The sequence below is a fragment of the Pantoea sp. B623 genome, from assembly GCF_024814475.1.
Classification (GTDB): domain Bacteria; phylum Pseudomonadota; class Gammaproteobacteria; order Enterobacterales; family Enterobacteriaceae; genus Pantoea; species Pantoea ananatis.
Genome location: NZ_JANUXM010000002.1, coordinates 86,640 through 113,291 on the forward strand (window position 1 = coordinate 86,640; position 26,652 = coordinate 113,291).

The 26,652-nt window shown below is 49.6% G+C and carries 24 protein-coding genes and 1 pseudogene; 10 read left to right on the forward strand and 15 right to left on the reverse strand.

Going from position 1 to position 26,652, the window contains the following annotated elements; translation table 11 throughout:
• Positions 1–341: 341 nt before the first annotated feature.
• Complete coding sequence (locus tag NXS97_RS00490; RefSeq protein WP_259231544.1) at positions 342–836, forward strand: TOPRIM nucleotidyl transferase/hydrolase domain-containing protein; 495 nt, start codon at positions 342–344, stop codon at positions 834–836.
• Positions 837–1,180: 344 nt separating this feature from the next.
• Positions 1,181–1,837, forward strand: a complete 657-nt coding sequence (locus NXS97_RS00495) for a DNA helicase UvrD (protein WP_259231546.1) — start codon at positions 1,181–1,183, stop codon at positions 1,835–1,837.
• Positions 1,838–1,857: 20 nt separating this feature from the next.
• On the opposite strand, the gene NXS97_RS00500 is transcribed toward NXS97_RS00495, so the two are convergent.
• A complete protein-coding gene (locus tag NXS97_RS00500) occupies positions 1,858–2,712 on the reverse strand; it encodes a site-specific integrase (RefSeq protein ID WP_259231547.1) in 855 nt (284 codons plus the stop codon).
• 436 nt (positions 2,713–3,148) lie between these two features.
• The gene (locus NXS97_RS00505; RefSeq protein ID WP_259231548.1) at positions 3,149–3,475 is read right to left on the reverse strand and encodes a hypothetical protein; all 327 of its coding nucleotides are present in this window, start codon (positions 3,473–3,475) and stop codon (positions 3,149–3,151) included.
• 442 nt (positions 3,476–3,917) lie between these two features.
• Between NXS97_RS00505 and NXS97_RS00510 the strand changes: the two genes are divergently transcribed.
• Positions 3,918–4,187 (forward strand): hypothetical protein, encoded by a 270-nt coding sequence (locus tag NXS97_RS00510; RefSeq protein ID WP_259231549.1) that lies wholly within the window; start codon positions 3,918–3,920, stop codon positions 4,185–4,187.
• A 14-nt stretch (positions 4,188–4,201) separates the two neighbouring features.
• On the forward strand, positions 4,202–4,540 hold the full coding sequence (locus NXS97_RS00515) for a type II toxin-antitoxin system RelE/ParE family toxin (protein ID WP_259231550.1): 339 nt from the start codon (positions 4,202–4,204) through the stop codon (positions 4,538–4,540).
• Positions 4,541–4,901: 361 nt separating this feature from the next.
• Here NXS97_RS00515 and NXS97_RS00520 read toward each other — a convergent pair whose 3' ends face one another.
• From NXS97_RS00520 to NXS97_RS00565, 10 genes and pseudogenes are all read right to left on the reverse strand, one after another.
• Positions 4,902–5,384, reverse strand: a complete 483-nt coding sequence (locus NXS97_RS00520) for a hypothetical protein (protein WP_259231552.1) — start codon at positions 5,382–5,384, stop codon at positions 4,902–4,904.
• On the reverse strand, positions 5,381–5,731 hold the full coding sequence (locus NXS97_RS00525; protein ID WP_259231553.1) for a hypothetical protein: 351 nt from the start codon (positions 5,729–5,731) through the stop codon (positions 5,381–5,383). Before NXS97_RS00525 ends, NXS97_RS00520 begins: the two co-directional genes overlap by 4 nt.
• A 259-nt stretch (positions 5,732–5,990) precedes the next feature.
• Positions 5,991–6,278, reverse strand: a pseudogene (locus NXS97_RS00530) (ISNCY family transposase); the annotation flags it as partial.
• Positions 6,279–6,653: 375 nt separating this feature from the next.
• A complete protein-coding gene (locus tag NXS97_RS00535; protein ID WP_259231554.1) occupies positions 6,654–7,037 on the reverse strand; it encodes a hypothetical protein in 384 nt (127 codons plus the stop codon).
• 188 nt (positions 7,038–7,225) lie between these two features.
• On the reverse strand, positions 7,226–7,747 hold the full coding sequence (locus NXS97_RS00540; RefSeq protein WP_259231555.1) for an SMI1/KNR4 family protein: 522 nt from the start codon (positions 7,745–7,747) through the stop codon (positions 7,226–7,228).
• Between the two features lie 19 nt (positions 7,748–7,766).
• Positions 7,767–11,966 carry an RHS repeat-associated core domain-containing protein gene (locus tag NXS97_RS00545; RefSeq protein ID WP_259231557.1) on the reverse strand — a complete coding sequence of 1,400 codons (4,200 nt, stop codon included), beginning with the start codon at positions 11,964–11,966 and terminating at the stop codon, positions 7,767–7,769.
• A gap of 17 nt (positions 11,967–11,983) precedes the next feature.
• Positions 11,984–12,421, reverse strand: a complete 438-nt coding sequence (locus NXS97_RS00550) for a DUF1795 domain-containing protein (protein WP_259231559.1) — start codon at positions 12,419–12,421, stop codon at positions 11,984–11,986.
• Between the two features lie 67 nt (positions 12,422–12,488).
• Positions 12,489–13,340, reverse strand: coding sequence for a hypothetical protein (locus NXS97_RS00555; RefSeq protein WP_259231560.1), 852 nt, complete (start codon positions 13,338–13,340; stop codon positions 12,489–12,491).
• Positions 13,341–13,398: 58 nt separating this feature from the next.
• Positions 13,399–13,701, reverse strand: a complete 303-nt coding sequence (locus NXS97_RS00560) for a hypothetical protein (protein ID WP_259231562.1) — start codon at positions 13,699–13,701, stop codon at positions 13,399–13,401.
• Positions 13,702–14,066: 365 nt separating this feature from the next.
• Entirely contained in the window at positions 14,067–16,760 is a 2,694-nt protein-coding gene (locus NXS97_RS00565; RefSeq protein WP_259231563.1) for an NACHT domain-containing NTPase, read from the reverse strand.
• A 566-nt stretch (positions 16,761–17,326) separates the two neighbouring features.
• Between NXS97_RS00565 and NXS97_RS00570 the strand changes: the two genes are divergently transcribed.
• Together NXS97_RS00570 and NXS97_RS00575 are read left to right on the forward strand one after the other, a co-directional pair.
• Positions 17,327–18,447, forward strand: a protein-coding gene (locus tag NXS97_RS00570; RefSeq protein ID WP_085980269.1) for an IS3 family transposase whose coding sequence is annotated in 2 segments (ribosomal slippage) — positions 17,327–17,585 and positions 17,585–18,447 — 1,122 coding nt in all. Because the reading frame shifts where the segments join, the coding sequence is not laid out codon by codon here.
• A gap of 747 nt (positions 18,448–19,194) precedes the next feature.
• A complete protein-coding gene (locus NXS97_RS00575) occupies positions 19,195–20,181 on the forward strand; it encodes an IS110 family transposase (RefSeq protein ID WP_259231564.1) in 987 nt (328 codons plus the stop codon).
• A 359-nt stretch (positions 20,182–20,540) separates the two neighbouring features.
• Here the strand turns inward: NXS97_RS00575 and NXS97_RS00580 are convergent, their stop codons facing one another.
• Both NXS97_RS00580 and NXS97_RS00585 read right to left on the reverse strand, forming a co-directional pair.
• On the reverse strand, positions 20,541–21,056 hold the full coding sequence (locus NXS97_RS00580) for an NAD(P)H-dependent oxidoreductase (protein WP_028715700.1): 516 nt from the start codon (positions 21,054–21,056) through the stop codon (positions 20,541–20,543).
• A gap of 17 nt (positions 21,057–21,073) precedes the next feature.
• The gene (locus NXS97_RS00585; protein WP_028715699.1) at positions 21,074–22,039 is read right to left on the reverse strand and encodes an aldo/keto reductase; all 966 of its coding nucleotides are present in this window, start codon (positions 22,037–22,039) and stop codon (positions 21,074–21,076) included.
• A gap of 116 nt (positions 22,040–22,155) precedes the next feature.
• Between NXS97_RS00585 and NXS97_RS00590 the strand changes: the two genes are divergently transcribed.
• Positions 22,156–23,049, forward strand: coding sequence for a LysR family transcriptional regulator (locus NXS97_RS00590; protein WP_028715698.1), 894 nt, complete (start codon positions 22,156–22,158; stop codon positions 23,047–23,049).
• A gap of 153 nt (positions 23,050–23,202) precedes the next feature.
• Here the strand turns inward: NXS97_RS00590 and NXS97_RS00595 are convergent, their stop codons facing one another.
• Complete coding sequence (locus NXS97_RS00595) at positions 23,203–24,090, reverse strand: LysR family transcriptional regulator (protein WP_028715697.1); 888 nt, start codon at positions 24,088–24,090, stop codon at positions 23,203–23,205.
• 142 nt (positions 24,091–24,232) lie between these two features.
• On the opposite strand from NXS97_RS00595, the gene NXS97_RS00600 reads away from it, so the two are divergent.
• From NXS97_RS00600 to NXS97_RS00610, 3 genes are all read left to right on the forward strand, one after another.
• Positions 24,233–25,630 carry an amidohydrolase family protein gene (locus NXS97_RS00600; protein WP_105079301.1) on the forward strand — a complete coding sequence of 466 codons (1,398 nt, stop codon included), beginning with the start codon at positions 24,233–24,235 and terminating at the stop codon, positions 25,628–25,630.
• Between the two features lie 14 nt (positions 25,631–25,644).
• Entirely contained in the window at positions 25,645–26,118 is a 474-nt protein-coding gene (locus tag NXS97_RS00605; RefSeq protein ID WP_028715695.1) for a DMT family transporter, read from the forward strand.
• An 85-nt stretch (positions 26,119–26,203) separates the two neighbouring features.
• Positions 26,204–26,652, forward strand: a 449-nt coding sequence (locus NXS97_RS00610; RefSeq protein WP_259231570.1) for an SMP-30/gluconolactonase/LRE family protein, incomplete at its 3' end; no start/stop codon positions are given.

The following is a 26,652-nucleotide window of genomic DNA, read 5'->3' on the forward strand; positions in this document are numbered from 1 at the left end:
TGATATTACGGAAGACGGCATTTGTGTTCACAATCGCGGTAAAGGCAGGCGGTGCTTCATGAAAATGGAGTTTGCCCTGCGTTGGCCTGAACAGTACTGAGAGCCTGATGTCCTTTTGTTAGAAGAACCGGAGGATCACCTCAGTCATGTGAACCTGAAAAAGCTCATAAACACGCTGGCACCCGAACGGCAGAGGCAGGTTTTGTGTCCAGACACAGCAGCTATATCTCATCGCGCCCCGATCTTCGGAGTGCAATTCTACCGGGAGAGAGCCGGCCAGTGGCTCTGCGGGAGCTCCCCCGAAGATATGGCACGTTTTTTATCAAGGCCCGGATATTAATATGCCTGAATTCGGGCTGGCGCGGCGGGTCATTCTGGTTGACGGGGAAGCCGGATTCATTCTGACCGACGCGTTTTACCACAATCATACGGGCAGAGCGTCAGAAGAGGCCGGGGGGCACATCGTCGCTATCGGCGGTACACGTTTCCGCTGCTACCTTGAGCTGGCGCGTATTCCGGGCAACCGCGTTGCTGCGCCGAGAGACAATGATGGCGACAGTCAACGGAACAGTGTTGAGCGCTTTGCCGACATGACCTGTCCGGAGAGGAAGGTGTACGGGGATGAAGATGCTTCGCGCTCCACCTTTGGGATCTGTGTGTACAGCGATAATACTGAACGGTGCGAACGGTTTTTCGACGGCACCCGTCGTCGGATTAGCGTCCAGGAATACATGCTCGCCGGTAAAGCCCGGGACGCTTTACGGCTGCTGGAGAAGGAAGCACGGATGACTGTGCCTGCATATATACCAGAAGCGGTTGCGTGGATAAACGCGTAGCCTTCGCGGTTGAGGGGTTGGGTAAAACCACGCTCCTCAGATACAGTCTGCGTGAAGACAGTCGGGCCCTGCTCCTGACGCACACACGAAATAACGCATTGCACCTGCGTGCCAGAGTCATTCAGCGTTTTGGTTTCATCCCGGGCGGGACACGTGTGATGACGTGGTTCGGGTTTCTTCATGGTTTCTGCTGCCGGTCCCTGTTGCAGCATCAGATGCAAATTCGAAGTCTGAGCTTTGCCGCTCCTTTACTCAGGCCGCGTTCGCACCGGCTAGATTTTCAGGAGACTGCCGGACGAGTCTGTCACCGGCATCTGTCCCTGCAGCTGATGCGCAGGAAAATGATGGCTGACATCTGCGCACGCCCTGAACGGAATGTTGACGTGCTGTTGATCGATGAAGTACAGGGCTTCGCCGGTCACGATGTTAATTTTTTACCTGAATTATGCAGCGCCGGTATTTCTGTATTGCTGGCCGGGGATGACTGTCAGCAGACATTCGACACCAGCCGGGACGGGAATACCAACGTCACATTGGACGATAACATCACCTGCCAGGAAACCTGTTTTACAGAGGCGGGTATGTTGCCAGACAGGAAAACCCTCATCAAAACGTGGCGCTGTTCACAGACAGTAGGTGAGTTTATCTCATCAGATCTGCATATACCTGTCGTAGCACACATATTCCTTCACAGCCGGATTGAAACCGTGAATGATCATGAGCAGGTGACGGCGCTATGCGCCGATGACGGCATTATCAAACTTTTCTACCGGGAGCATCATCGCTACGGCTGCTACTCACTGAACTGGGGTGTCAGCAAAGGACTCGATCATTTCAATGACATCTGTATCGTGATGGGTTCCACGCACTGGAAGCTGCTGACTGATAATCATTTGAAAACCATGAAACCGGTAACTCGCAATAAACTCTATGTTGCCTGCTCACGCGCCCGGGGCAATATCCGGTTTGTGCCGGAAAAGCTTCTGCGGTCATTCAGGTAGCAGGAATCGCCCGCTACGGATCATAACCGCATTAACAGCCGACCGGCCTCATCGGCATCCATGGTGAACCGCACGCCGAGCTGGCGCGTCACGTCCAGCGCAAAGACCCGCGTATACCATTCGGTCGACTTCGCATCCTTATGTCCCATAAGGGTCTGAATGACCTTCTGCGGTACCTGATGCTGAACAAGGTGCATCGCAAACGAATCCCGGAACGTCTTGGGCGTGACCGGCCGGATGGTGAACGTGACGCCGTCACGCTTTGCGGCCTCCACCGCCTGACTTATCCAGCTGCGGGCGGTGTCTTCGCTCCGGATATCCCAGAGCCGTGCGCCGGCGGCGGGCTGCGCGGTCGCAAACCATTCCCTGAGCCGCCGGACGAAGGCCGGATCGGTGAGCGGCACGGCCCGCGGCGGGTTATCGCGTATCTCCGCCTGCGTCTCCTGCTCAGCCTGCTGTTCTTCTTTTGTCGGGCGCCCGCGGCGACGGGACCGGCTGCCGGCAGATTCCTCCAGCCTGCGCTGCTTGAGCGTGCGGAGCACCACAAACGGTGAAACGAGTGGCGCACCGCTCAGCGGATCGTCAAGCACAAAATCCCCTTTAGTCAGCGGCAGTATTTCATTGAGCCGGCCACCGGTGTTCCACAGCGTATCAATAAACAGGCGTTTGCGGAGATCGGTCACCTTTGACAGCAGCACGGCCACCTCGGGGGCGAGCAGGTAGCGCGGCATGTCGGTGCCGTAGGCGGCCGCCAGGTTTCGCAGCGCGACCGCACTTTCATAGTCAAAATAGCGTGCGGCACCTGAACTGTTCACATTGTGACCACTGGCGTCGCTGTGTGAAATCTGCGTCATTTCGCGGGGCAAAGTACCCAAACTTTTACTCTCCGTTGTCTGCGGGTGTGGAACGTATTTTCGCGCATCTGTAAAGGGTTTTCGATGAGAATAAATCGATCCGCGGCGGATCCTCTGTGGATCGGTTTTCCGGCTTTTCTCCCGTATACGGAGAATAACCTGGTCAGCCGGAAATAAAAAGCCGGCACTCCGCGCCGTTTCGCGCACCGTCAGCGAGGCTAACCCTCTGCCGGTAAAGGAGAAACTGAAAAAGGCGGGCAGGGCGGGGGCGTCCAGGCACTCTAGTATGAATACCTGGACCTGTACTACATTCTGAAAAAGTTACTAAGTGGCCATCAAGGAGATGCTTGTTGCTCTGCACATGGCACCTGAATCATTAATCTAAAGATCACATTAAATGAGATTAATTACCAAGTAAGCACTTAACCATTTCAGAGTGTCATTACCATACAAAAAACTATTTTTCTGTAATTTCACAGCTAACGTTCGGGGCTGGAATATAGGTTGTTTGTTTGTCCGCGCTAATGAAACCACGCATGAAACTCAAAATAGTTCTGCCATCAGATGTATGACCGATATAAATATTTCGGGCAACCTGATAATCTGAAGTATCGTTCCTTGGAAAAACCCCCCAGATGACTTTTTTTCCTTCACTGCATATTATCTTAAAATCGTTTCTATCTGAGTTTTGCACAAGTAGCCACCCATCATCACTGGCTTTGGCAACTGCAGAATAACAGACGCCTGTTATTAACATTGCTGAAAATAATGCTCTTAAAAACATAAGACCTCCTTTTTTGAAAGTTCATTTATTCATCGGCAATGTGGTGAGTTTTTTTAGTCAAAAAATGCCATCTGAGTCGCTTAAACGTGTCATAGAGATTGAAGGTGTATTAGGTCACATATACTCAGCAACGCTGAGTCCGAGGTCAGATCGTGGTGGCCGGGCGCGACGTTAACCTGAATACAGCTTTCGAAAGCGACTATTACAACAAAGAAGAAACCAAAAGCGCCCTTCTTCAACAGACAGCACGGCACCAATCAGAGAAAAGCGCATTCATTTAGCGGATAAATCTGTACACAATTGTTCCACACGAACTATACTATCAGTTGCCCACTTCAAATCGTGGCACTCCGTGTCTTTCAGCCGAGCAACTCAGTGAGGCTTTTTTAAAATTTAAGGGGACACAAATTTGTCCCTGTAAAGTATGTTACGAGGTCCCTCTATGTCACAAATCATGTCCCAGAAACTTGCCCGAGACAGTCTCGGGAATGCAGGTACGTTCGAAGGTGGCGTATACGTTACCAAAAATGGTGTGGCTGAACTTTTCATCCAGACCGCATCTGAAAGACATGCTGAATTAAAGGAGCTGGAGCAGGAAAGAAACATCAACGCGCTATTTAAGCTTGCCATGCAGGCGAAAAAAGAAATTACTGACGGTAAGGGCATGACTCCGGAAGAAGTGCTGGGGAGATTACGTGCGGCCAGAAACTGAATGCGAGGTGTTGAGTGTCTCAGAAGTATCAGGTCTTAATTTCGCCTCTGGCAGAGCAGTGCCTTAAAGACATTGAGTCGTATAAAAGTGGGACAGTAGGGGCGCAACAGGCGGCCACCATCATCGATAACCTGCTGATGGCATCCGTAGCAAAAATTGTTCAGGACCCGGAAAGATACCGCTACAACGTTTACCTTGCTGACAGAGGGCTGTTGTTGCGGGAGAGACTGGATGTGGATGGTGAGTACCGCGTACTTTATGATTTTGACGGCAGCGCAATTCATATACTGCTTGTCATCAGTATGAAGCAGGATTTTGGCAAGATGCTTTACCGGTATAATATTCTAAAGTGATACTTAATGCTCGGATATCCGGTATATTTATTATGCTAAGTCATTGGTTTATAAGCATGTTAACTTCTGAGGAACACAGAATTTAGCACTCGCACAGCGAGTTCTGTGCTTGCCAGGCAGTGTGCAGGCCGGACTACGATCCTCGAACCGCATGATATCATGAGTCTCATCCTTTGAAATCAGCGAACGCTGTGGTGAGACTTTAGCGCGGACATTTCAATTTAGCTACTACAAGTTATGTCAAAGCTTACTAGAATTGTCTAATCACTGACTCGTTAGAAATATCCATATGTTGAAAAGGCCGCTGCGAAAATATCTCCCTCAGCGGCCTCTTTAGCATAATGTCATTGTGCAAACCAATTTATATTGAGACGAAAAACTCCTCTTCGTTTCTTTTCTTATAATTGTCATCCCAGATGAGTTTTAATCTGTATTTACTTTTACTTTCAAAACTCATGCAGGCAATGATTTCGATTCCATGTTGTGGGTGCAACACTTCATATGGGAATTTATCTGCTACATCACGCATGACAAGATATTCATCACCATCATTGTCTGGAAATCGAATTTCTATGCTTCTGGCCTCAATTTTCCCTCTATTGAATATCTTAAGCCTGTAGTTATTTTTTGATATCTTAACAAGACGAGCACCAAGCTCAGCCTTCATTTCATTTATTGCCGAATTTGTTTCTTTCTGAAGAAGCAGCTTACGTAGTCTATCTTGCTCATCCTTTATAACCCTCTGTTCAGAATCGCTTTTTTTTGACTTTAGCTCGGAGCGCACTTGGCAGGCAATTGTTACCAGAAGGGCTAATGATGCAATGATATCGCTTGTTGTCATCATTTGATCCTTATGCTTTTATTCCCTTTAAATGCCTTTTTAAGCATGTCGTTAAACTGCCTTTGTATATCTTTAGTTAATTCTTTTTTTATTTCATCCACATGCGCTTCGATTGCAGCACCATTTTCTTGAGTTAATTCGTCTTTAGTCAATTCCTTTCCGCAACCTATGCATTTTACAATTTCAGACTCATCAGAGTATTCCATTTCTGTATTACCGCAGACAGGGCATAACAAGGCGATATTTCTGTTGTATTTTTCAGGGTTTAGTTTCATTACGTTTTCCTTATATAAAATGTATTGATTGCCAATATTATGAATTTCTTCTGTGCCACCAATAAAGCGGCTCATATCCCACAATAAGAATCCCGAAGAACATCAGATATATTCCCCAACCGGTTCCATACCACGAAACCATATCATCGAAAACCAATCCGCCAACGTCACGAACTCCAGCAGCTTCTTTAAGGATGTTTTCTTTGTATATAATATCATTGAAATTATTTTCCTTTCCCAAAAATTTTCTCAGGACGTGACTCCAATGGCCGCATCACATTGCACATATCGCCGATGTGCCGTGGGGTCTGGTTTTTTCTGATTTGCATCAAGTTCAGCTTTTACCAAAGATGGCCTCAGAGCGCCCTTGGAGCTTTATCATAGCCTCAAGTAGGTCATCTTCATTCAGTGAACGTTGGGATTTATTGATGCTGGGAGCATGCCGTCTTCGGTAAGGCTCATTGCCAGCAAGTATCGATTGTGATCAATTATTGTCCCGTTTATTCTGCACCTGGCGTGCAACGTCCAATACATGGCCCAGGCTTTTGTTATCAACAATCGTGACAGGATCGACTTCAGATAATCGGTCTTAAGTGGAGTAGGGCAGTAGCACGCCATTCAACCCACGCCGTACGTCGGTAAGACCGGCTGCGCCAGACTAGCGATAACGCGCAAACAGACGCCGCCAGTGCCGGTCTGTTATGCCAAGTCGTTGTGATGCAAGCGAGGTTGTAAGCCGGCCATCAATGACGTCCTGAAGGATCTTGAGGCGGTAAAGATCTTTATCTATCATGGTCACCAACATTCGAATGTCCTTGTCGCAGCATAAGATTCATTTCTTATGCCGCAAAAGGTGACATTTCTAAATGGCTAAAAAGTGACATTATCAAATTGGACTCTCAATATAGGTACGCATAACGTAAATTATGTTAAATTAGGTGTCTGGTGTAGCGTGACGGCCGGAACTACCGCGCGTTTTCGCATTTTGCGCGCGGCATCACTGCTGGGGCCGCTCGTTCTCACGATACTCTCTTAGTTCTGTCCACGATATTGATGAGCAGGAATAAAAACGACCATCTGTTTTGAGTGTTCGAACTTCAGCAGTATTGCTGTACTTAGTCAGGTTTTCAATGACAGCTTCGGCCGCGGTGACTGTCTTAAAAAGGGTTGCTATGGTTGGATTTTTCGACCATTTATTTGTATCTGTATTGTAAGACAATGGCTGCGTCATACCCCGCATAATAATAAAACCTAAAAAGGTTTTCTTGGTATGCTCATGTCTGTTATTAGCCTGAAAATTTCTAGCGACTTCGGCTTTCCTGGCCGATTCAGCAATCTTTGCCGCATGTCTTTTTCTTGGATCGCCGGATTTGTTTTTCATGGCTGTGCGGCCTGTATATTCACATTGCGGTAGCTACGATAGTTCACTTAAAGGCTGGAATAAGACATCCTGTTACGAACTTACTTTGGTCCGTTTCCATCCTTTCCTGCCTCACTTCTCCCTGAAGTCCATCTCTGACACTGCCCTTATCCATTTAGCATAGGAATAAGGGCGCTGGCACAGAGCGGTTATAAGCCCGGAGAAACGCTCATTCCTTTCTTGATTGTCAGCCCTGACAATATGTCAAAGAACTGCTGGAAAGTGCCGGAAAGTAAGTACAGATGCTGGGAATCCTCATCACCTGCGATGTCAAAATCCTGTTTTGCATCATCGACGTGCAGGCATGACCGGTCCCAGTAATAAACCCCGGATTGCTCACCTTCCGTAATCAGCACATAACCGTTATCACCCGGATCAATACCGATAATGACAGCATTCTCGACGAAAGAAAGCTCATCAAGGAGCTCATCATTCATAACGGAAATATCATAATTTTCGTTGCTGACATCGTGACCGAATAAAGCATCAAATGATACGTAACCGTTATCAACCTTATCAAAAGGTAAGTCACAGTAGTCGGGTGACTCGACTCTCAGTCCGTTATAATTCGCCAGAAAATCCCTGTAATCATCAGGGAAAGTAACCGCAAAGTTTTTGGCAAGCAGATCGATATCTGACTGACCAAGCCCTGCACCCGTTAAAATAGACACCCGCGCCTCCTAAGCTCTGTTAACAGTTAGCTTTGATATGAGACACACCACCCCTGTGTGTGAACCGGCGGTGTATTTTCTTTGGAACTTCCTGCATTGTGACGCCATTTTCATGATGATGCCAGGTATTCACGTCATAGTTCGCCATGCCTTTGCTTGCCTGAGCATCCGCTTTGCCAAAGTCACCCCCCGGAGACTTACTGTGATCGCCCTTCAAATCCGGAACGTCCACGCTCTGTCTTTCGTAAGGGGTAAAGTCCGGGTAACCGTCAGGGTAACGGACGACGTTCCCTTCCCAGTCCTGATAAACCCACGCTCTGCCGTCTGTTTCCTGCCAAATCGTGCCACCTTTATCCAGCCATTTAGACATATCTGGTGAGTTCAGCGGTTTTCCGGTAAGACCCAGGGGGTCAATCCAGCCCTGCGGATTCGGGGCATACTGATAAAGGTTCCATCCTCCCTTCAGCCCTATCGGATCCTGTACAGTAAACCGGCCGGTCTGCGGGTCGTAGTAGCGGAACAGGTTGTAGTGCAGGCCTGTTTCCTTGTCAGAGTACTGACCCGCGTAGCGCAGTGGCTGGTGTGGAAGCGTTGCGCTTTTCACCTGACGCAAAAACCCTTCCGTCTGGTAATTAACCTCACCTAAGCTGCCGTAATGTCCGCTCCACCGCAAATCTCCGCGTTCGTCAGTCACCTCCAGTGGAGCACCGTTAATGTCGGTGCTGAACCAGTATATCTGGCCATAACCCTCGTACTGATGGTGGTCTACACGGGCCAGCGGACTCCAGGTTTCAACCGGATCGTAAATGTAGGTGCTGCACTGGCCGCTTTCGTCAATCTCCTGAAGCAGACGGTATCCCTGCCACAGGAAACGGAGAGTCGTTGTTCCGTGGCTGGTCGTAACCGTTTTGCGGGTTCGCCTGCCCAGCGCATCATAGTGATAGTTCGCCTCAAAGCGGTCTTCGGGCCCCAGTCCCCGCGCAGATATCAGACGGTTTTCTGCATCATAAACGTAATGCTGCTCATAAAGACCTGAGCGGCGGCTGACCAGGTTGCCCCAGTAATCGTATTTCATGAACAGATTCTGCCAGTGCTCCAGGCGGTTGCTGGTCACCGGCAGGACGCTTTCATCTTCCGTGAGATTGTCTGCGGCGTCGTACATGAAGTGTGTACTGCTGTGACCCTGACGCGACTCGTAGTGCTTCTGCAGACGGCCCTCGGCATCATGGCCGTAGTGAACCTCCCCTCTCAGCGTGTCGCTGACCCCGGCAAGGTCGCCACGTGCGGTATAACGGTACTGTCGCGTCAGGACAGCCTTCTCAGGCAGGGTAATGTCCGTTATCAGTTCGCTGCGCTGCAGCGTCCGCCTGCCAAGGCTGTCGTACTGCCGGATCTGTTCACGGACTCCCTGCGTCCGCGCCGTTTCACGGTGCAGCCGGTCGCGTGTAAACTCCGAAACCAGTTGCTGGCCGAAACGGACGGCACTCACATGGCCAGAGCCGTAATGCAGCCAGGTGAGGCGCTGCCCGCCGGGAAGCGTCAGTGCCGTCAGATTATTCAGGTCATCCCATTCGAAGCCGATCGTACCGTTAACGCCTGATTCACTCAGTACGCGCCCGGCAGCATTGTGCGTGAACGCAATTTCATCCCTTTCAATGCCCAACGCGGTACCTTCTTCGGTAGGAATGCGCATTACGCGGCTGAGCTGGCCATTCACGTCACGTAAATAACGGTACTCCGCATGACGGTGAGCGCGCCCGGTCAGCAGGCCGCCGGCGTCATAGCTGTAACTCTGCAGTCGCCGCGCGATGCCTCCGTCTGCAGCCGGTCTTCCGTTTTCCTCGACCGCGGCAAGAAACCCCCGCGCATCCCACTCCATCCGGAAGACGGTTTCGTCAGGCCGTGTTTCAGTAAGCGGGCGCCCCACGGCGTCGTAGGTGAACCGGTATTCCCCACCGTTGCCGTTATCCAGTCTCAGCAGGTCACCGCGGGGACTCCATTGCCAGCGGCGGGTACGGCCGATCCTGTCAGTCAGGCTGACCGGAAGACCCAGCGCGTTGTACTGCCAGCGCGTCTCGCTTTCAAGCGGGTCCCGCCAGGCTGACAGCTGCCCGCGTTCGTTCCAGCGCAGCGACTCCTGAGTGCCGTCGGGGTGGATGACCGCAGTCAGCTGCCCGCACGCATTCCATTCACGGCGCGTGATGTGGCCTTCTGCATCTTCACTGCTGATGAGCTGCCCGAAACGGTCATAGCTGAAGCGGGTGATGCTTCCGGAGCAGTCCGTCCGCTCTGTCAGAAGCCCCTGGCGGTTCCATTTCAGACGGACCACGCCGCCGGCTGCATCGGTAATGGCCGAGGGCAGCGTTTCCTCATCGTCCGGATACGCATACGTCGTGGTGCTTCCGGCGACATCCGTTTCGGATAACAGCCGGTTTTTCAGGTCATAAATGCCCTGAGACGACGTCTGATCCGGATAAACAATCCGGGCTATTCTGTCTGTCAGGCGATACCAGTGGTATCCGGTCCGCCGGCCGGCCGGATCGGTCTGCTCTTCAAGCCGGCCATACCTGTCCCATTTACTGCGGCGGATAGCGCCTCCGGGCAGAATGACGTCACAGAGCTCGCCATCACGGTAAACGAAAGCCGTCTGGCGCCCGTCATAGTCCGTAAAGGATGCAACGTTATCATCGTCATCAATCAGCCAGCAGGCTTCTGCGCCGTCGTCCCGGACCGCGCGGCGCCTGCCGTTTTCAAAATCGTACTCCAGTGTCAGCTGCTCGCCACCGCTGTGGCGAAACGCCACCACCCTCGGCAGGCCGTCAATTTCCCGCCAGCGATACTCGCTGAGAAGGCCGTTGCGGTCTTCATGGGCAATCATGAGACCGTCCTGCCAGCGGAAGCGGCGGCGCACGTTGCCGCCCCGCCCTGTTACCGCGCTTAACTGACTTTCTTCGTCGTAAGCGTAACTGACCAGGCAGATCTCATCATCCAGCCAGGCGCCGGCCAGACGGCTGCCGTCATAGCGGCAAACAATACGCTGCCCCGCGCAGTCGGTCAGGGAATGAAGCGTATGGTTATCGTTCCATTCAAAAAGAATATCGTTGCCACAGGGTTCACTTATCCGCTCTAACAGCGACGGTTCGTTTTCGTTCAGCGCGGCGTAGCACCAGCGTTCACCGCTGAGGCCGTACACTGACCAGGTGTCATCGTCGTGGTGTTCCAGCCAGCGTTTTTCTTCCCCGCAGAACGTCCGGAAGCCTTTCGGTATCAGGGGAAAGGAAACACAGTCTCCGGTGGGCGCGCGCCAGACCAGCCCGTCTTCATAACGCTGAAGACTGGACTCCCAGAACAGACTCCAGCCGCGACCCAGTACACTGTCTGAGGGATTACCGCTGCGCCAGTAGCGCTGCCAGCGAACGGGTAAACGGGACGGCAGTGTAAAGTCGAGCTCGTCCTCACCATTCAGGAATTTCTGCCCACTGATGATGTCTACCGGCCGGGCGATAATTCCGGCCGCTTCGGTAACAACAAGTGCCTGTTCTGCCCGGCAAAGCGCCTTCTCAAACTTCAGAAGACGCGGGAGCTTGCTGAAAAGTTTTGCGAGGGCCCCGGCTTTGCCGGCAATGCCGCCTGCGCCACCCACGAACCCGGCGAAAAACAGGGTGAGGTCAGAGGCTTTATACAGCCATTCCGGCACTTCAGGCTGGATCGGGAGTGTCTGTTCCGCTTCTCCACCGATAATCACGTTATCCGAGCCCGTCATGACACTGGCATCACAGGTGGTGTGGGCGCCGGTTCGCGCTGCAGGCAGGCCGTTGATATAGACACGGGATGAGCCCTCAGCCATTTGCTGTGAGCCGTCGTCAGAACACATCACCATGCTGTCTGTAGCCAAGGCGGCAGGTCTGCCATTAATAAAGACGTTGGCCGAGCCGGTCGTGATGGTGCCTTTCTTTGTCATGCTGGCCGCACCGTCTTCAGCAAACTTATCGCGGGCGGCGGTGGCAAGTTCCCCGGTAAGGTACCCGACTGCGAGGCTGGCGCCAATCAGCAGGACCCCCACGCCAAGGGTTGCGGCGCCCAGACCTGCAATAAAAAGCGCACCGGCTGCAATCCCTCCTGCAGCAGCAATCAGCCCCCCGACAATGGTTCCGGCAATCATGCCGGCCAGAGCACCTGAGTGGCCAATGTCATCACCGACGCGGGCAGCCTCAAACATAACAATATTCCTTATCGTTAATTATGAAAACGGAAACTCCTGAGCAGTTCGCTGAAGAGGTGGTTGTCGCCGTCCTTCAGCTCCTCCAACGAGGACATCGTGAAGACCAGGATGTAGGAATCCCGGGTATTGAAGACGGCCTGCTGCTGCCAGACAGACTTACCCTCCCGCCTGTAACTGGCGTTCACCTGTTCACCCTGCAAAAGGTCCTCTCCGAGCATCACGGTGCGGCGACCGCTCTGATTCCACCCTGAAAGGTGTTTTTGCATCAATGCGAGCTGACGGTCGACGTAAGCAGGAAGGGTTTCACCGGTGTCCATGGTGTCGCGCGAAATATTAAAGGCGGGCGTGCCGGCTGACGGCCCCGTGAATACATTGACGGTGCGGTCCTGATATCCGTCAGGCAGGCTGACAACGCCTTCCGCAAACAGACTGAGCGAAGATTTTTCTGACATTAAGAGGGTCCCACCACATTTTCAGAAGCGGAAAGTTTCTCACATGACACAGTCAGTGACTACCGCATCAACTCTTAAAGGCAGCAGGTCCCTTATTGCGAATGTTCATTGCACTTTCCTCTATTCTGCCTGCGGGAGCATACAGGCCCATTGCTTTGACAACCTTTTCGCGCTCGTCATCTGAGATGCACGGCCCCAGTGTGATTACGAGTTCGCTAAAGATATTTTCGCGCAGGGGCAAATCAATAAACTCCACCTCTGACACAGGGTTGGACTGGCATTGAGCGTCGCAGGCTTCGTATAAATCACTGAATGCATTCCCGTATTCCTCAGGGCTGACTTCCCCACTGAGCTTGGGGCCTTTACAAGCCATGAGTACGAATCTGAACTCATGCTGATCGCACCAGAACTCTGACTTTATCCGCCCGAGACGGCCTGGCTTCTTGAGCAGGGTTTCTTTACCCGATGTTCTGTAGAGAGCCTCCGCGCAGGCTGAAGGATCTTTGACATATTCAACATCCCCGGCGAAGTCTGAACGCATTTCTGCAGAATAAGGCATTAAAACGTAGCCATTACCCAGCATGGTAGCCAGCGAAAACGGTGCTTCAATGTTCGTTAATCGGATGCCATGGGATCTACCCTCGGGAAAAGTGCCGTCGAGAAGATTAAATGAAAAAGGAGATGATGGGAGACTGATCCGGATGCCACGGTCCAGATCTCCGTAACGATACCACTGGCCGGACTGTTCTTTGTCCGCATGCGTCCATGAACTTATAAAGTAGTGCTGTGGAGTAAGATGCGCAGTCTCGAATGGCATTTCGCTGGCGTCATCAAGCAGGTCTGCACGAGTAAAACGTATTTTGCCGCTAGCGAGAATAAGCGGCAGTGTAGCTGCTCTGGTATAATGATGAATGAACATGTCAACTCTCATCGCGTGTATGTATGTTAAATATTTAAGCCTGTAACTGAAAAGGCCGCTAAACCAGAGAAGCTATAATTCCGATCACAAGGGCAGCGATTAAAAGCACCACGGCCAGAGCCATCAGCATCATAATGTAATACCGGATTTTTACGAGTAACCAGCCAGCGAAAACTGCCGGTATGGTGGTAACAAAAAAACGTATCGCCTGATGCCAGTGCGGATTAACCAGGTAGGTATGTACGAGCCATCCTGTGATGACTGCACCTGCAAGGAAAAAACCACACACCCATTTCCATTCCATTTCAGTATCGTATTCGACCTGAGAAAGATACCTGTTCCCTATCCTGTAGCGTGCCATTTATACGTCCAGTGATTATTTAAAAATCCGACAGGTTCTGCCAGTCCCCAACCCTTCCTTGTATCTAACCATATGTGGTGATTAGCTACCACCACCGAAGTTAAGTGAGCCGGTCCCTTCCTTGAAAACGGATTAAATACCGATCCTGCGGCCCTCCGCTTTATTACACGGCGTAAGCCGGGAGGCCTTTGAACAGGCCTCATCGTAAGGATCGAATTTGTCTAGGGTCGTGAGTACAGTCCAAAATGCTCATGATGGCTCAAGGCTTGGGCTACTATGAACAAAGAATGAATCGCCATAGGTGTTAGTAGCAATGCCGTGTGACATTAAACTGAGAGCTAGTCACTGAGTTTGTAGTTACTAAATTAGTAGCTATCATCCCATTCAGGAAAGGCGTTGAAGTAGTTATCATCTGAACGTTCATAATTATTAACTAGTTCATTCAAGTGAGTGCGTTCTTTCACTGGCCTGAATTTAATCATTTCACGCAATGTAATTAATGCAGGTTTTATATTTGTATATTTCAATGTAAACTCCTCCAATAAAATAGAGAATTCACAGCATTGGGCATAAAGGCATAGGGCACCACGCCACCAATCATTTTTTAAATAATGAATAATTTCTATTGACCGATTCTGTATTAATTCTAATGAAGCTAGGTGTTCCTGATACCTCAGGTGACCAAAAGAAAATGTTTCAGATATTGGATCGAAAATAAGTATGTTACAAGGGTCGATTAACTCAGTAACTGCTAAAGAGCAAGTTGATTCCTCAAAATTAAAACTAGGGTCTCGTACTAAGAAAGAAACGAGCTCCTGCTTGGTTGCTGCTCTTAAAGTCCTTGAATGCATTGCGAAAGCAATTTTATGGGACGCTTTGATTAAAATACTTTGAGATAATTTTGTACGTTTAATATCTTTAAAAGTATCATAAGAGCCGCACAATAATTCTAATCTTTTTGTGAAGATTTCACTTTCACTCGAAGGGATATCTATTCCTTTTTCAGCTAAATCACAAAGTAACGTGGCTAATAATGGTGTTCTGACTATGTCAGATATTTTTCTTGCCTTAATGGTTTCAATTATAACATCACTTAACTCTTGATTTTTATCTTTAAACCATGCTTGAATGAACCTGTATAACTGAACTTCACTAAAAGGCATGAGTGTAATACCTAAAAAGTTTATTTCAGACAAATAGCTAACACAATCCCTACTCGATATTAGTAACTGAATGTCATCAAATTTACTTTTAAAAAAATTAATTGCCTCAATTATACCAGGGAATTTTACATAAGCCTCATCCAAACCATCAAAAATAATTTTCATCCTTTTTTTACTGCGCAAATGAATTTCAAGTTTTTCTATATTTTCTCGAATAGGCTCAAGTGATTTTGAGATCAAAATCATATTCATTAGAATATCATAGTTTTTTGATTTTGATTCAATATTCATATCAACTTTAGTTAAAAAACGATTTAAGGGTAAGTATATAACCCCTCTATTCCCTTCCTGTTCAAGTTTTCTGGCATACATTTGAAGTGTTGTTGTTTTTCCAGCTCCAGCGCTACCATAAACAGCTATGTCATGCTGACAATTGAAAAGTCTGAATGGGGATGTCGAAAGACCATCTATAGTGCCCACACTATCCATAAGTATCTCTTTAGATAATACTTTCTCACTATCCTCCAATTTATTTACAAGTATATCAAGAACATTTAATGTGGTTTGCGTGTCATCAAGAAATCGAAATATATCGACATTATTATCACCCGAATTTATAGCTTGTATATCAAGTTTATATTTATTGCATCTCTCACTTAGCCATGAATTGATCAGCACACTATTGAATGCATACTCAATTTTCGGTTCTTCTTTATATTCATTTTCCAAATTATGAATTTCTACACTTTGCAACTGTGAGGTTTTAGCCTTCTTAAAACACTCAAATATTTTTGGCAAAAGACTTCTCGCATTATCTTTTGCAAGCTTCTGAAGCTTAGTTGCATTTACATAATTAGTAAACTCATCGATGACATTTTGTTGAAAGTTTGTTTCTAAACATCTTTTCAAGTAAGACACACTATCAATCATTGTATTAAGGTTAGCGTTCTCTATGTTATGTTTAGTTATATTATAAATACTTGATTCTAGTTCTGAAATCACCTCTTTTATAAAAAAGATATTGCCAGCTAACAGTTGATTTGCTTGATCTATACTAACCTTAATGCCCATATTCTCTTTTGATGAAAAAACACTCAATTCATTATTGTACTTACTTAATATTGAATTGGCATCTTCAATTAAAGGTTCGATCTTAGTTAAAGACTTTAAGGGAGTATATACTGTTCTTTCAAACCATTCCCATTTACTTTTAGTGACATGAAATTTATCTAATTTTATACTAAATCTACTATTTAATAATACGTTACTATCTATTGTTCCCATAAAAAATGCTAGATCACTATAGCAATCAAGTTCGTGTATTGAATTTTTTTGATTCAGAGCATACATCAGTTCTATATTGCATAACTGACTAGCATCTTGTGTGCTGAATATATCGTCTACAGTAAGTAGTTTCTCAAGCAACGTTGGTTTATGTTTTTTCAACAACTTAATAACTAACGGACCATCCAATACTTCAATTTTTTTTCCATCTATTTTTAGCATCCCATGAATTTCATCAATTAAACGAATGCTTATTTGATATGGGCTTGCTAAATATACTTGATCAGGGATTACTTCCTCTCCATTATGCAACTTAATAGGATTTGTGAAGCATTGTCTTAGTTGGAAAATAAGATCTCCAAGAATTACTTTCTCTGATGTGTTAGATTCTTCACCAATTTTTTTAGATTGGATGGCGTAACTCAATGTTTTATTCACCGGCACTTCAACAAATGCTATCAAGTCTTTACCTGATTCATAAGGCCCGCCATAAAAGTCAACACGGTAAAAACCCATAGATTCAAACAGCGGTTTAATAAGATATTTCGAAAAATCGTCTTCCTTCATTTTTTGCATAGCTTTTAGGTAAAGCTGCTGGCTAGTATCTTCCATATTCATTACTCTGAATTTTTCAATGTTAACAATTTTTATCATACTAATCATAAAGTATGCTAATGATCTATCTATTTATGTTAGATTCATTGAAATTTCTTTAGAATTTATACGGATTAAAATTTCCGTTTGAAAAGTAGATTTCTGCAGTACACTCCAACGGTATCATTTAACCCGATTTTTTTAGCAGCTTGCCGTTCGGTTTCTGGCAGTACGGAGCCCTAGATTGCACTGATGCCGTTGATTATCCTGAGCTGATAATGTCGCCGGCGTTCATTCTGTTCAACGAGAATTCCCTAAAGGCACTGACCAAAAGTGAAAATTTGTCAGTACCTCCTCTGGCTTTCCTGCTGTTACTTCGATTACTCCAGTAGTAGGTAGAACATGGGCTCTTTCCTTAATATCGTTGCCGTCATTCTCGGCGCCCATTCCTGGAGTCCTGCAGCCTCGCCATCACGTGATGACCGTGACCATGTTGGTGCGCGGCACTGGACGTGACCTGCTCCCCGTTGATTAATACACCGTGATGTTAGTAATGTCTTCATAAGCCACATGAGGACATCCCCATGAAGAAGCGATTTTCCGACGAACAGATCATCAGTATTCTCCGCGAGGCAGAAGACGGGGTTTCGGCCCGGGAACTCTGTCGCAAGCATGCCATTTCAGATGCCACCTTTTACTCCTGGCGCAAGAAGTTCGGCGGCATGGAAGTTCCCGAAGTGAAGCGGCTCAAGTCGCTTGAAGAGGAGAACGCCCGCCTCAAGAAGCTCCTTGCCGAAGCCATGCTGGATAAGGAGGCACTTCAGGTGGCTCTGGGGCGAAAGTACTGACGACAGACCAGAAGCGGGAAGCCGTGGAGGTCATGTGTGAGGCAATGGGTCTGTCGCAACGCCGTGCCTGCAGTCTGGCTGGTCTGTCACTTTCAACCTGCCGTTATTCGGCCCAGCGTCCTGCTGCTGACGCGCAACTGTCTCTACGGATCACAGAGCTGGCACTTGAACGCCGGCGATTTGGTTACCGGCGGATCTGGCAGTTATTGCGCCGGGAGGGCCTTCACGTCAACCATAAGCGGGTTTACCGCATCTATCACCTTAACGGTCTGTGTGTAAAACGCAGGTGCCGCCGTAAGGGTCTGGCGACTGAACGGCTTCCGCTTCTCCGCCCGGATGCGCCGAACATGACATGGTCAATGGATTTTGTCATGGATGCACTTGCCAGCGGCCGCCGGATTAAGTGCCTGACCTGTGTGGATGATTTCACGAAAGAGTGTCTGACGATCACAGCCGCTTTCGGGATTTCAGGTGTTCAGGTCACGCGGATTCTGGACAGCATTGCGCTGTTTCGTGGATATCCTGCGACAATAAGAACCGATCATGGTCCGGAATTTACCTGCCGCGCGCTGGATCAATGGGCCTTTGAACATAGTGTTGAGCTGCGCTTAATCCAGCCAGGCAAGCCAACTCAAAACGGATTTATTGAGAGTTTTAACGGTCGCTTTCGGGATGAATGCCTGAATGAGCACTGGTTCAGCGATGTTCTTCATGCCCGGAAAATCATTAATGACTGGCGGCAGGACTATAACGAGTCCAGACCTCATTCATCGCTGAATTATCAGACGCCATCTGAATTTGCAGCAGGCTGGCGAAACGGGAAACATGAAGAAAAACCCACCGACATTACTAACTGAAGGTTGTATCTAATACTGGGGGCTGGTCAGACGTTCTAACGCCAAATCCTATCTTTCGACGCTGAAAAACGTAGTGATACTTTGTAAATATCCCGTTTAACCGGATCATTGAACTCTCAATATTGGTATCGGCATCAATTAAACTCGCAGCATAAAGCGGACGTTTATACTTGAATTAACTCCTGCAGTGAGAGCCGTATTCAGAATGCCGCTTCAGCGGCATGAAGGCGCCAGATGACGTAAAAGATGGCGCAGAGGCTGAACGGCGCCGTACGGCCGGCGTAGCCGGTTACAGACGTATAAATCGTGCCATACCCTACCTTTCCCTGAACAGCCCTGCGGGCTTTCAGTAGTGAAGAAACTCAGGTAACCCCTTTTAACCCCGGTGAGCGGGCTTCACGGCGTCTTCGACGTGAAGGGCGTGATTTCCGGGGCCTTGGCGTCGGCAGCTTGCTGCTGACGCTTAGGGGGGTGTTCATCAGAACTTTCAGCGATTGATGCGGAACTTAACACGGTAGCTGTTTTGTATCTAACCATATGTGGTGATTAGCTACCACCACTGAAGTAGAGTGAGCCGGTCTTCGCCCTTAAGGTCAGATATTAGACGATCGCTGAACCTTCTTTTGCAGCACATGGCCCTCCGCTTCACCTTTCACGCCAGCACATCAGGTTGAACGGTTACCGGGAGCACGACTCCGTATGTACAAGGCGAACAGGCATGACGGTCTATGTGAGAGGAGTGAAACCATGTTTCCAGTCGGTATTGATGTCAGTAAAGATACTCTCGATCTCTGCATGCTTTACGACGGCATGAAAGGTCGAGTCAAAACACGAAATATCCGCAACGGCCGCAGCGCGGTTGTGCACATACTTCGCTGGCTCAGGCTTCAGCACTGCGGTCCGGAGGATGTTCATGTGGTGATGGAGGCCACCGGCGTGTATCACGAACGGCTGGCCACGTCCCTGTACGACGCCGGTTTCTGTGTGTCTCTGGCCAACCCTCACCGCAGTCGGGAGTTTGCCCGTGGCATGGGGATAATGACCAAAACGGACAAGGTGGATGCGTATATGCTTGCCTGTTACGCACTGCTGAAAAAACCGCACCGGTGGGAGCCGCCCGCAGCTGATATCAGATTTCTCAGCGCACTTCTGCGCCGGCGGGATGTCCTGCTCGCTGACGCCGTGCGTGAGGAAAACCGGCTCGAAAAATATCAGTCCACAGACACGCCTGAAGACGTCGTCAATTCATGCATCAGGATGGCGCAGCTGCTCCGTGAAGAAGTGAGAAGTATTGAACGGCAGGTTAAAGCGCACATTCAGGCCAGCTCAGACCTGAAAAGGGATTATGCGCTGCTGACGTCGATTAAATCTGTGGGGCCTCAGCTGGGTATGCATATGCTGGTTGTGCTCCGCAGCCATAACTTTGAATCAGCAGACCAGGCGGCGGCTTTTCTGGGCGTGGTGCCTGTCGAGAAACGTTCGGGAACTTCGGTTCGGGGACGGCCCCGCATGTCTAAAATCGGCCCGCCTCAGCTGAGGGCAAAGCTTTACATGTCGGCTCTGTGCGGGAAAATTCATAACAAACGTATGCGTAATATCTATGAGGAGATGTGCTTGCGGGGCAAACCTAAAATGGTGGTCATCGGTGCACTGATGCGAAAACTGGTTCACTGGTGTTATGGCGTCCTGAAGACGGGAACGGCTTTTGTGACGGAGGCGCGCGTGCTGCGTTGAATACCTGACTCAGGTTTAGTTGACACTTTACCGACTGAAGCGCTCACGAGGGTATCCGGGCGTAGTCCGCTATGAGCGAAAAGCGGACGTTAAAGATTCATATAGTAATGTCTTTATACGGAGAACATACTTTTATGAGAATTTCGCAAAGCAGGTTCAACGTTCTGAAGTGGCTACCGCATAACTTAAATAAGCAGCAATGCTTCAGAAATGCACAGTGTAGGGGGCTCTCGCGTATGCTGAGGGCCGTCAAAACAGCCATCAGCAGCCATAATTCTGCTAGTTGCCGCCAATGATAATTGTCAGCGACAACCAGCACATCTGAACGTTTTAATAATTGATAGAATGCATGATGCTAATCAGACTAATACCGTTTTGTAGCGTTCAGTCTGTGCTTCAATTTCTTCGTCGGTGATCGTCGCACTTCCGCCTGTAATGAAAGGCTTGATATAGTGCATCCCCAGATATCCGGAGATGGTTTCAAAGGACAGCAGGTATTCGCTTACCGTATGACCGGCTGCGCCATCAGGCTGATAGGCAGACTCAGCACCACCGAGCGAAACGGCCAGCATAAGTTGCTTGTCACGCAGTGCCTGTGTTTCGCCACCATGTGACCAGCCGTAGGTCAGTACGTCATCAAGCCACTGTTTGAGAAGCGGCGGCGTGCTGTACCACTGCATCGGGAACTGCAGCACAATACGGTCGGTATTTTCCAGAACAGCCTGTTCAGCAGCCACGTCAATTTTGCCATCCGGATACAGGTTATACAGATAACGCACTTCGACATCGGGCAGTGATGCTGCACTTTTTGCCAGCGCCGAGTTAACACGGGACAGATGAATGTTGGGATGGATAACAAATACAGTTGTTTTCATTTTTTTATCTCTTGTCTTTAAAAGAATGTGTCGTCAATTTCAAGCCGGGATAAAGCGTCATTGATGTCATGTAATTCAGCGTCACTGAGCTGAATATTTGCAGCATGAAAATTCTCTTCCAGCCGGTGTAATTTCGTTGTACCCGGAATCGGCACGATATAAGGCTTCTGAGCCAGTTCCCACGCGAGGACAACCTGTGCCGACGTTGCGTTGTTTCTTCCGGCAATGTCGGCGATGAGATTAAGAAGCGCCTGATTATTTTCCATTACCTCGGGTTTAAAGCGCCCCATCATGCCCCGGTAATCGCCTTCCCCGTAGGTTGTATCAGCTTTCACCTGACCACTCAGGAAACCATTACCCAGCGGGCTGTAAGCCATAAAGCCGATATCGAGTTCGTCGCAGACTGTAAACAGATCCTGCTCAGGCTTACGCCACATCATCGAATACTGATCTTCAACGGCGGTGACCGGGCACACTGCATGGGCCCGCCGGATATAAGACGCGGGCGCATTGGATAATCCCCAGTACTTTATTTTCCCTTCGGCGATTAACTCTTTCATCAATCCTGCGACCACTTCCGGCTCAACCGCAGGATCAACGCGATGCTGGTAAAACAAGTCAATATAATCGGTTTTAAGACGGTCAAGAGAACCTTCCAGCTGCTTTCGGACAGACGCCGGGCTACTGTCCAGAACCGGTACCAGCTGACCATCGATATTTTCCATTCCGGTCACGCCAAACTTGGTCGCAATGATGACACTCTCCCTGTGTTTACTAAGAGCAGTACCCAGCAGTTCTTCGTTTTCAAATCCGTAAATAGGGGCCGTGTCGAAAAGGTTGCATCCCAGCTCAACAGCCTTGTCTATCAGCTTTATCCTTTCCTTGATTTCAACTGAATGACCATAGCCATGATCCATGCCCATGCACCCCAGCCCCATCTCTGAGACATGAAGCCCCTGGCTACCTAACCTTCTCAATTTCATGATTATTTCACCCTTATTTAAGACGCTGATGATTTTGAGTGGTTAAGTATACGGCTGGATTTATTGCCGAAAAATTGCTAATTTCGAAAGCCAGAATTGCTGAAAACACAATAATCATGAATAAACTTGATGCTCTGCGATTTTTTGTTGCCGCTGCGGAAACGATGAATTTTCGCGAAGCTGCGGTCAGGCTGGCCATTTCTCCCTCCGTGGTAACGCGAACCATTGCTGAGCTGGAAAATCAGCTCGGCGAACCACTGTTCAAGCGGAATACCCGATCGATTGTGCTGACCAGCTTTGGCGAACTTTTCCTGCCAAAGGCTGTGCGCCTTCTTGAAGACTCACAAGCGCTGTTTCAGACGGCCAGAGATGACAATGAGATGAAGGGGATTGTGAGGATCACACTGTTCCGTTTTCCCGGACACGAACAGGTGCTGTTTGAGCTTTTGACTGCGCTTCGACCCTATCCTGAGCTGTTTATAGACTGGCGGCTGGACATGATGAAGCTGAATTCGATACAGAACCGCATTGATATGGGGATCCGCATCGAACGCGAGCCAAATCCGAACTTTATTATCAGGCCCATCACGCTCGTTCATCACGCGCTGATGACATCGCCTGAACTCATTGAGAAGCTGGGGGCGCCGGAAAACTTCGAAGATCTGCGCCAGCGCTATCCTTTCAGTGGGTTGCTGAATCCTGAAACCGGCAAAGTATTCGAATATATGCTCGATGGCGTCGATACGTTTGTACCGCGCCATCTTGAGTTTTTTACCACCGACTCCCAGTCTGAGATTCAGGCTGCTTTAGCCGGGAAAGCCGTGATCCAGTCAAGTAATCTGGCCTGCAGGGAATACCTCGAAGACGGCAGGCTGGTGAATGTCCTGCCGGAACTGAAACTGGAAACCTGGCAGCTTTATCTTTACCGGCCCTATCAGACCCTTGTACCGCAGCGCATCAGGACCGTTTTTCGCATTCTGGAAGATATTTTACTCCGGCACTTCAGCTGAGTGCGTGCCCGGATGCGGCTGGCACCTTCAGACGGCGGCACCACTTACCCAGAGAGTTGAATGTCCGGGTACAACCCTTTCCCCGATAAGTCGCTGCTCCGGGATGCGCGCATCCGCCAGACACAGACTTTCGTCTACACCGGCCTAGAGGTATCAGTTAACGATTTCATCTATCCAGTCTGCAAATGCGCGAACGGCGGGTGACAGAAAACGCTGATGGGGGTAAAGCAATGTGACAGGAACAGACGACGGCTGCCATTCGGCCAGGACTTCAACCAGCGTTCCTTTCTGCAGGTGTTCTGCGACCACGTTCTCAGCAAGCTGCGCCAGTCCGAACCCTTCAAGGCACATTTTTATATAGAGTCCCGTCTCGTTGACGGCGGCCTGCCCGCTAACGGAGACAGACAGCGTTTCCGTTCCCTGCACAAAACATAGTTCGTCCGTGCGCCGGCTTTGGCCGGAAAAATAGTGAATGGCCCGGTGATGAGATAACTCTTCAGGTGACTGCGGAATACCATACGCCCTGAGATAGCCGGGAGAGGCACAGGTGATCCAGCGAAACTGCCCGAGCGGGCGGGCAACCAGCGTTGAGCTAAGCAACTCTCCGGTTCTGATTACACAATCCACCCCCTCCTGAACCAGATCGACCTGACGATCGCTGACACCAATCATCAGGTAAATATCAGGATACCGGCTGTAGAACGTTTTCAGATTGGGCATAACGATGAAATGAGCTATACCGCCAGGCATATCAACGCGTAAACGGCCCCGGGGGCGCCTGTTCGAATCAGCCAGACTGGCTTCAGTATGTTCAATTAAGGCCAGAATTTCCCGGCACTGCGCCAGATACTGCAGACCTTCGGGAGTCAGACTGACCCGTCTCGTGGTCCGGTTTAGCAGACGCACCTGCAGATATTTCTCCAGATTTTTGATGGTGCTGGTAACCGTCGAGGCAGGCAGGGAGAGTGTTTCCGCTGCCCGCACAAAGCTTCCGGCCTCAGCCACCCTTAAAAAAATCTGCATAGCCTGAATGCGATCCATCTGGCTGCTCTCCTGGATATCCTATGAGGGTGATAAGTATCATTATTCGTTAATTATGAATTATGAAAACGCGTTAGTCATCTTTTTCACCTTAATCGGAGGGCGTATCGTTTTCCTGTTCACACATAAAGAGACGATGACAATGACAGATTACAACAGAGATATTGTTAATAATCAGCACGAAAACCCGCCGGTAACGCTGATTCGCGGGGCCACCATACTGAGTATGGACGACAATGTAGGAAACCTTGAGCGTGGCGATATTCTTGTCACTGGATCAACGATTACCGCCGTGGGACAGAACCTTGATGCGCCGGGTACTCACGTCATTGATGCCACAAATATGATCGCCATGCCGGGGATGGTCGACTCTCACCGTCACGCCTGGGAAGGTCAGCTGCGACGTATCAACCCCAACGCCACCTGTCTGGACGACTACAGCAACGCCACGCACTTTTCGTTCGCTAAATATTACCGTCCGGAAGATATCTATGTGGGTAACCTGCTGACGGCGCTGGGCGCGATTGACGCGGGCATCACCACAATGATTGATAACTCGCACAACAGCCGGACCGCAGCACATTCCGATGCCGCCGTTGAGGCCCTGCTTGATGCCGGTATTCGCGCGATCCATGCTTCCGGCGCACCGGTGGCCGGTGAATGGGATAAGGCGCACTGGCCTGGCAACTGGCAGCGCCTGCAGGAAAAATATTTCACGGACAATCCTGAGAGTCTTGTGACGCTGGGCGTCATGGCTCAGCTGGAGCCAGAATTATGGGCCGAAGCGCGCAGGCTGGGGTTGCCGATCGTGACCGAATTCTTTGGTGCTGAGATGGCCTCCGAGCTTGAATCGCTGCATCGGCAGGGTCTGCTTGGCCCGGATAATATATTCAACCACTGCACGGCACTGCCTGATGAAGGCTGGGAAATCCTGCGAGAAGCCGGTGTCCGGGTGAACGTATGCCCGCGCTCAGATTCGCATTACGGCATCGAAAGCGGGATGTTCGCTATTGAAGCCGCGCAACGTCATGGTATCCATCCTGGCCTGAGTGTTGACAATGAAACGTCTTACAGCACCGACATGTTTATGGAAATGCGCGTGGCGTTCTATCTGCAGCGTGTGATGGGTATGCACAAGCAGCACTGTTGTGATTCAGCGCATTCGCTGACGACGCTTCCGGCTGCGCAGCTGCTTAAATCGGCCACCGTCGATGGTGCTTACTGTGCAGGAATGCAGGACAAAGTGGGCAGCCTGACGCCAGGCAAGCAGGCTGATCTGGTGCTGATTAACGCGGCTGATATCAACCTCTATCCCAACGGAAATGCGTTTGGTACCGTGGTACATGCAACCGAGCGCAGTAACATCGACACCGTGATGATCGGCGGGCGCATCGTCAAGCAGAACGGCAAAGTGCTGGGTGTGGACAGTGAGCGCCTCCGCGCAGCCATTGATGAATCACGCGAGCACCTTTTTGCGGCGGCAGGGTATGAGCCAGACATCTTTGCGGAAAAATTCCTGCCGCTGGTTCAGGCTAACTGACAGAGACGAACAGCATGAGCGCGATTTATTACGTGATAGCTTTTGCAGCAGGTCTGGGGATTACCCTGCAGACGACCCTGAACAGTCAGCTTGCAAAAGGACTCGGAGGCGACTCTGTCACCGCCGCGTTGTTTTCCTTTACGGCCGGGGCGTTCAGCCTCGGGATTTACTCGCTGCTGCGTGGAGGGTTATTCACCTCCCTTTCAGCCATTCCTTCTCAGCCTGTCTGGAGTCTGGCGGGCGGACTGATCGGTGCCTGCGCGCTGTTCAGCTACGTGGTACTTGCACCGAAAATCGGTTTTTCAGCTCTGCTCGGACTGGCAATTGTCGGGCAGTTGCTCTCATCTCAGATGATCGACCATTTTGGTCTGCTGGGCGCGATCAAGCGTCCGGTTTCTTTAATTAAGTTGGCTGGAATGCTTGTAATGCTGGCCGGTCTCGCCGTCATGCTTTTCGGCGATCGACTTTCCGCACGTTTTCTGCAGTAACGGCTTTCCCCCGTTTGCTACCACGCAGGCGGGGATAAGTCTGGTCTGGCGCAAAGTACGACCTTTATTTATCGAGAGGATTCACATGTTTTCAATCGCAGCTGATATAAGGAATACGCTGGGGGAGTGTCCCCTGTGGTGTGAAAGGACCCGCAGGCTTTACTGGACTGACATTGAAGCCTGTGAACTGCTCGCATTAGAAGAAGGTAACGACGCTGTCATGCGCTGGTCGCTGCCTGAACGCCTTGGTTCCTTTGCTCTGACTGACCGAAGTCATATTCTGCTGATGGGGCTTGCATCCAGGCTGGCTTTGTATGATCTCAACACCGGTTTTCTTACCACGCTGGCCGCCTCACCGGGAGGCACGGGTACCCGCATTGGGGATGGCAGATGTGACCGTAGCGGTAATTTTGTCTTTGGAACAATGGATGACGGTTTTCCCGTGAACGTTATCGGTAAGTTTCACCGGCTTAATGCGGCAACGCTGACAGTTGAGACGCTTGCACTGCCCGATGTCGCCATTCCAAACAGCAT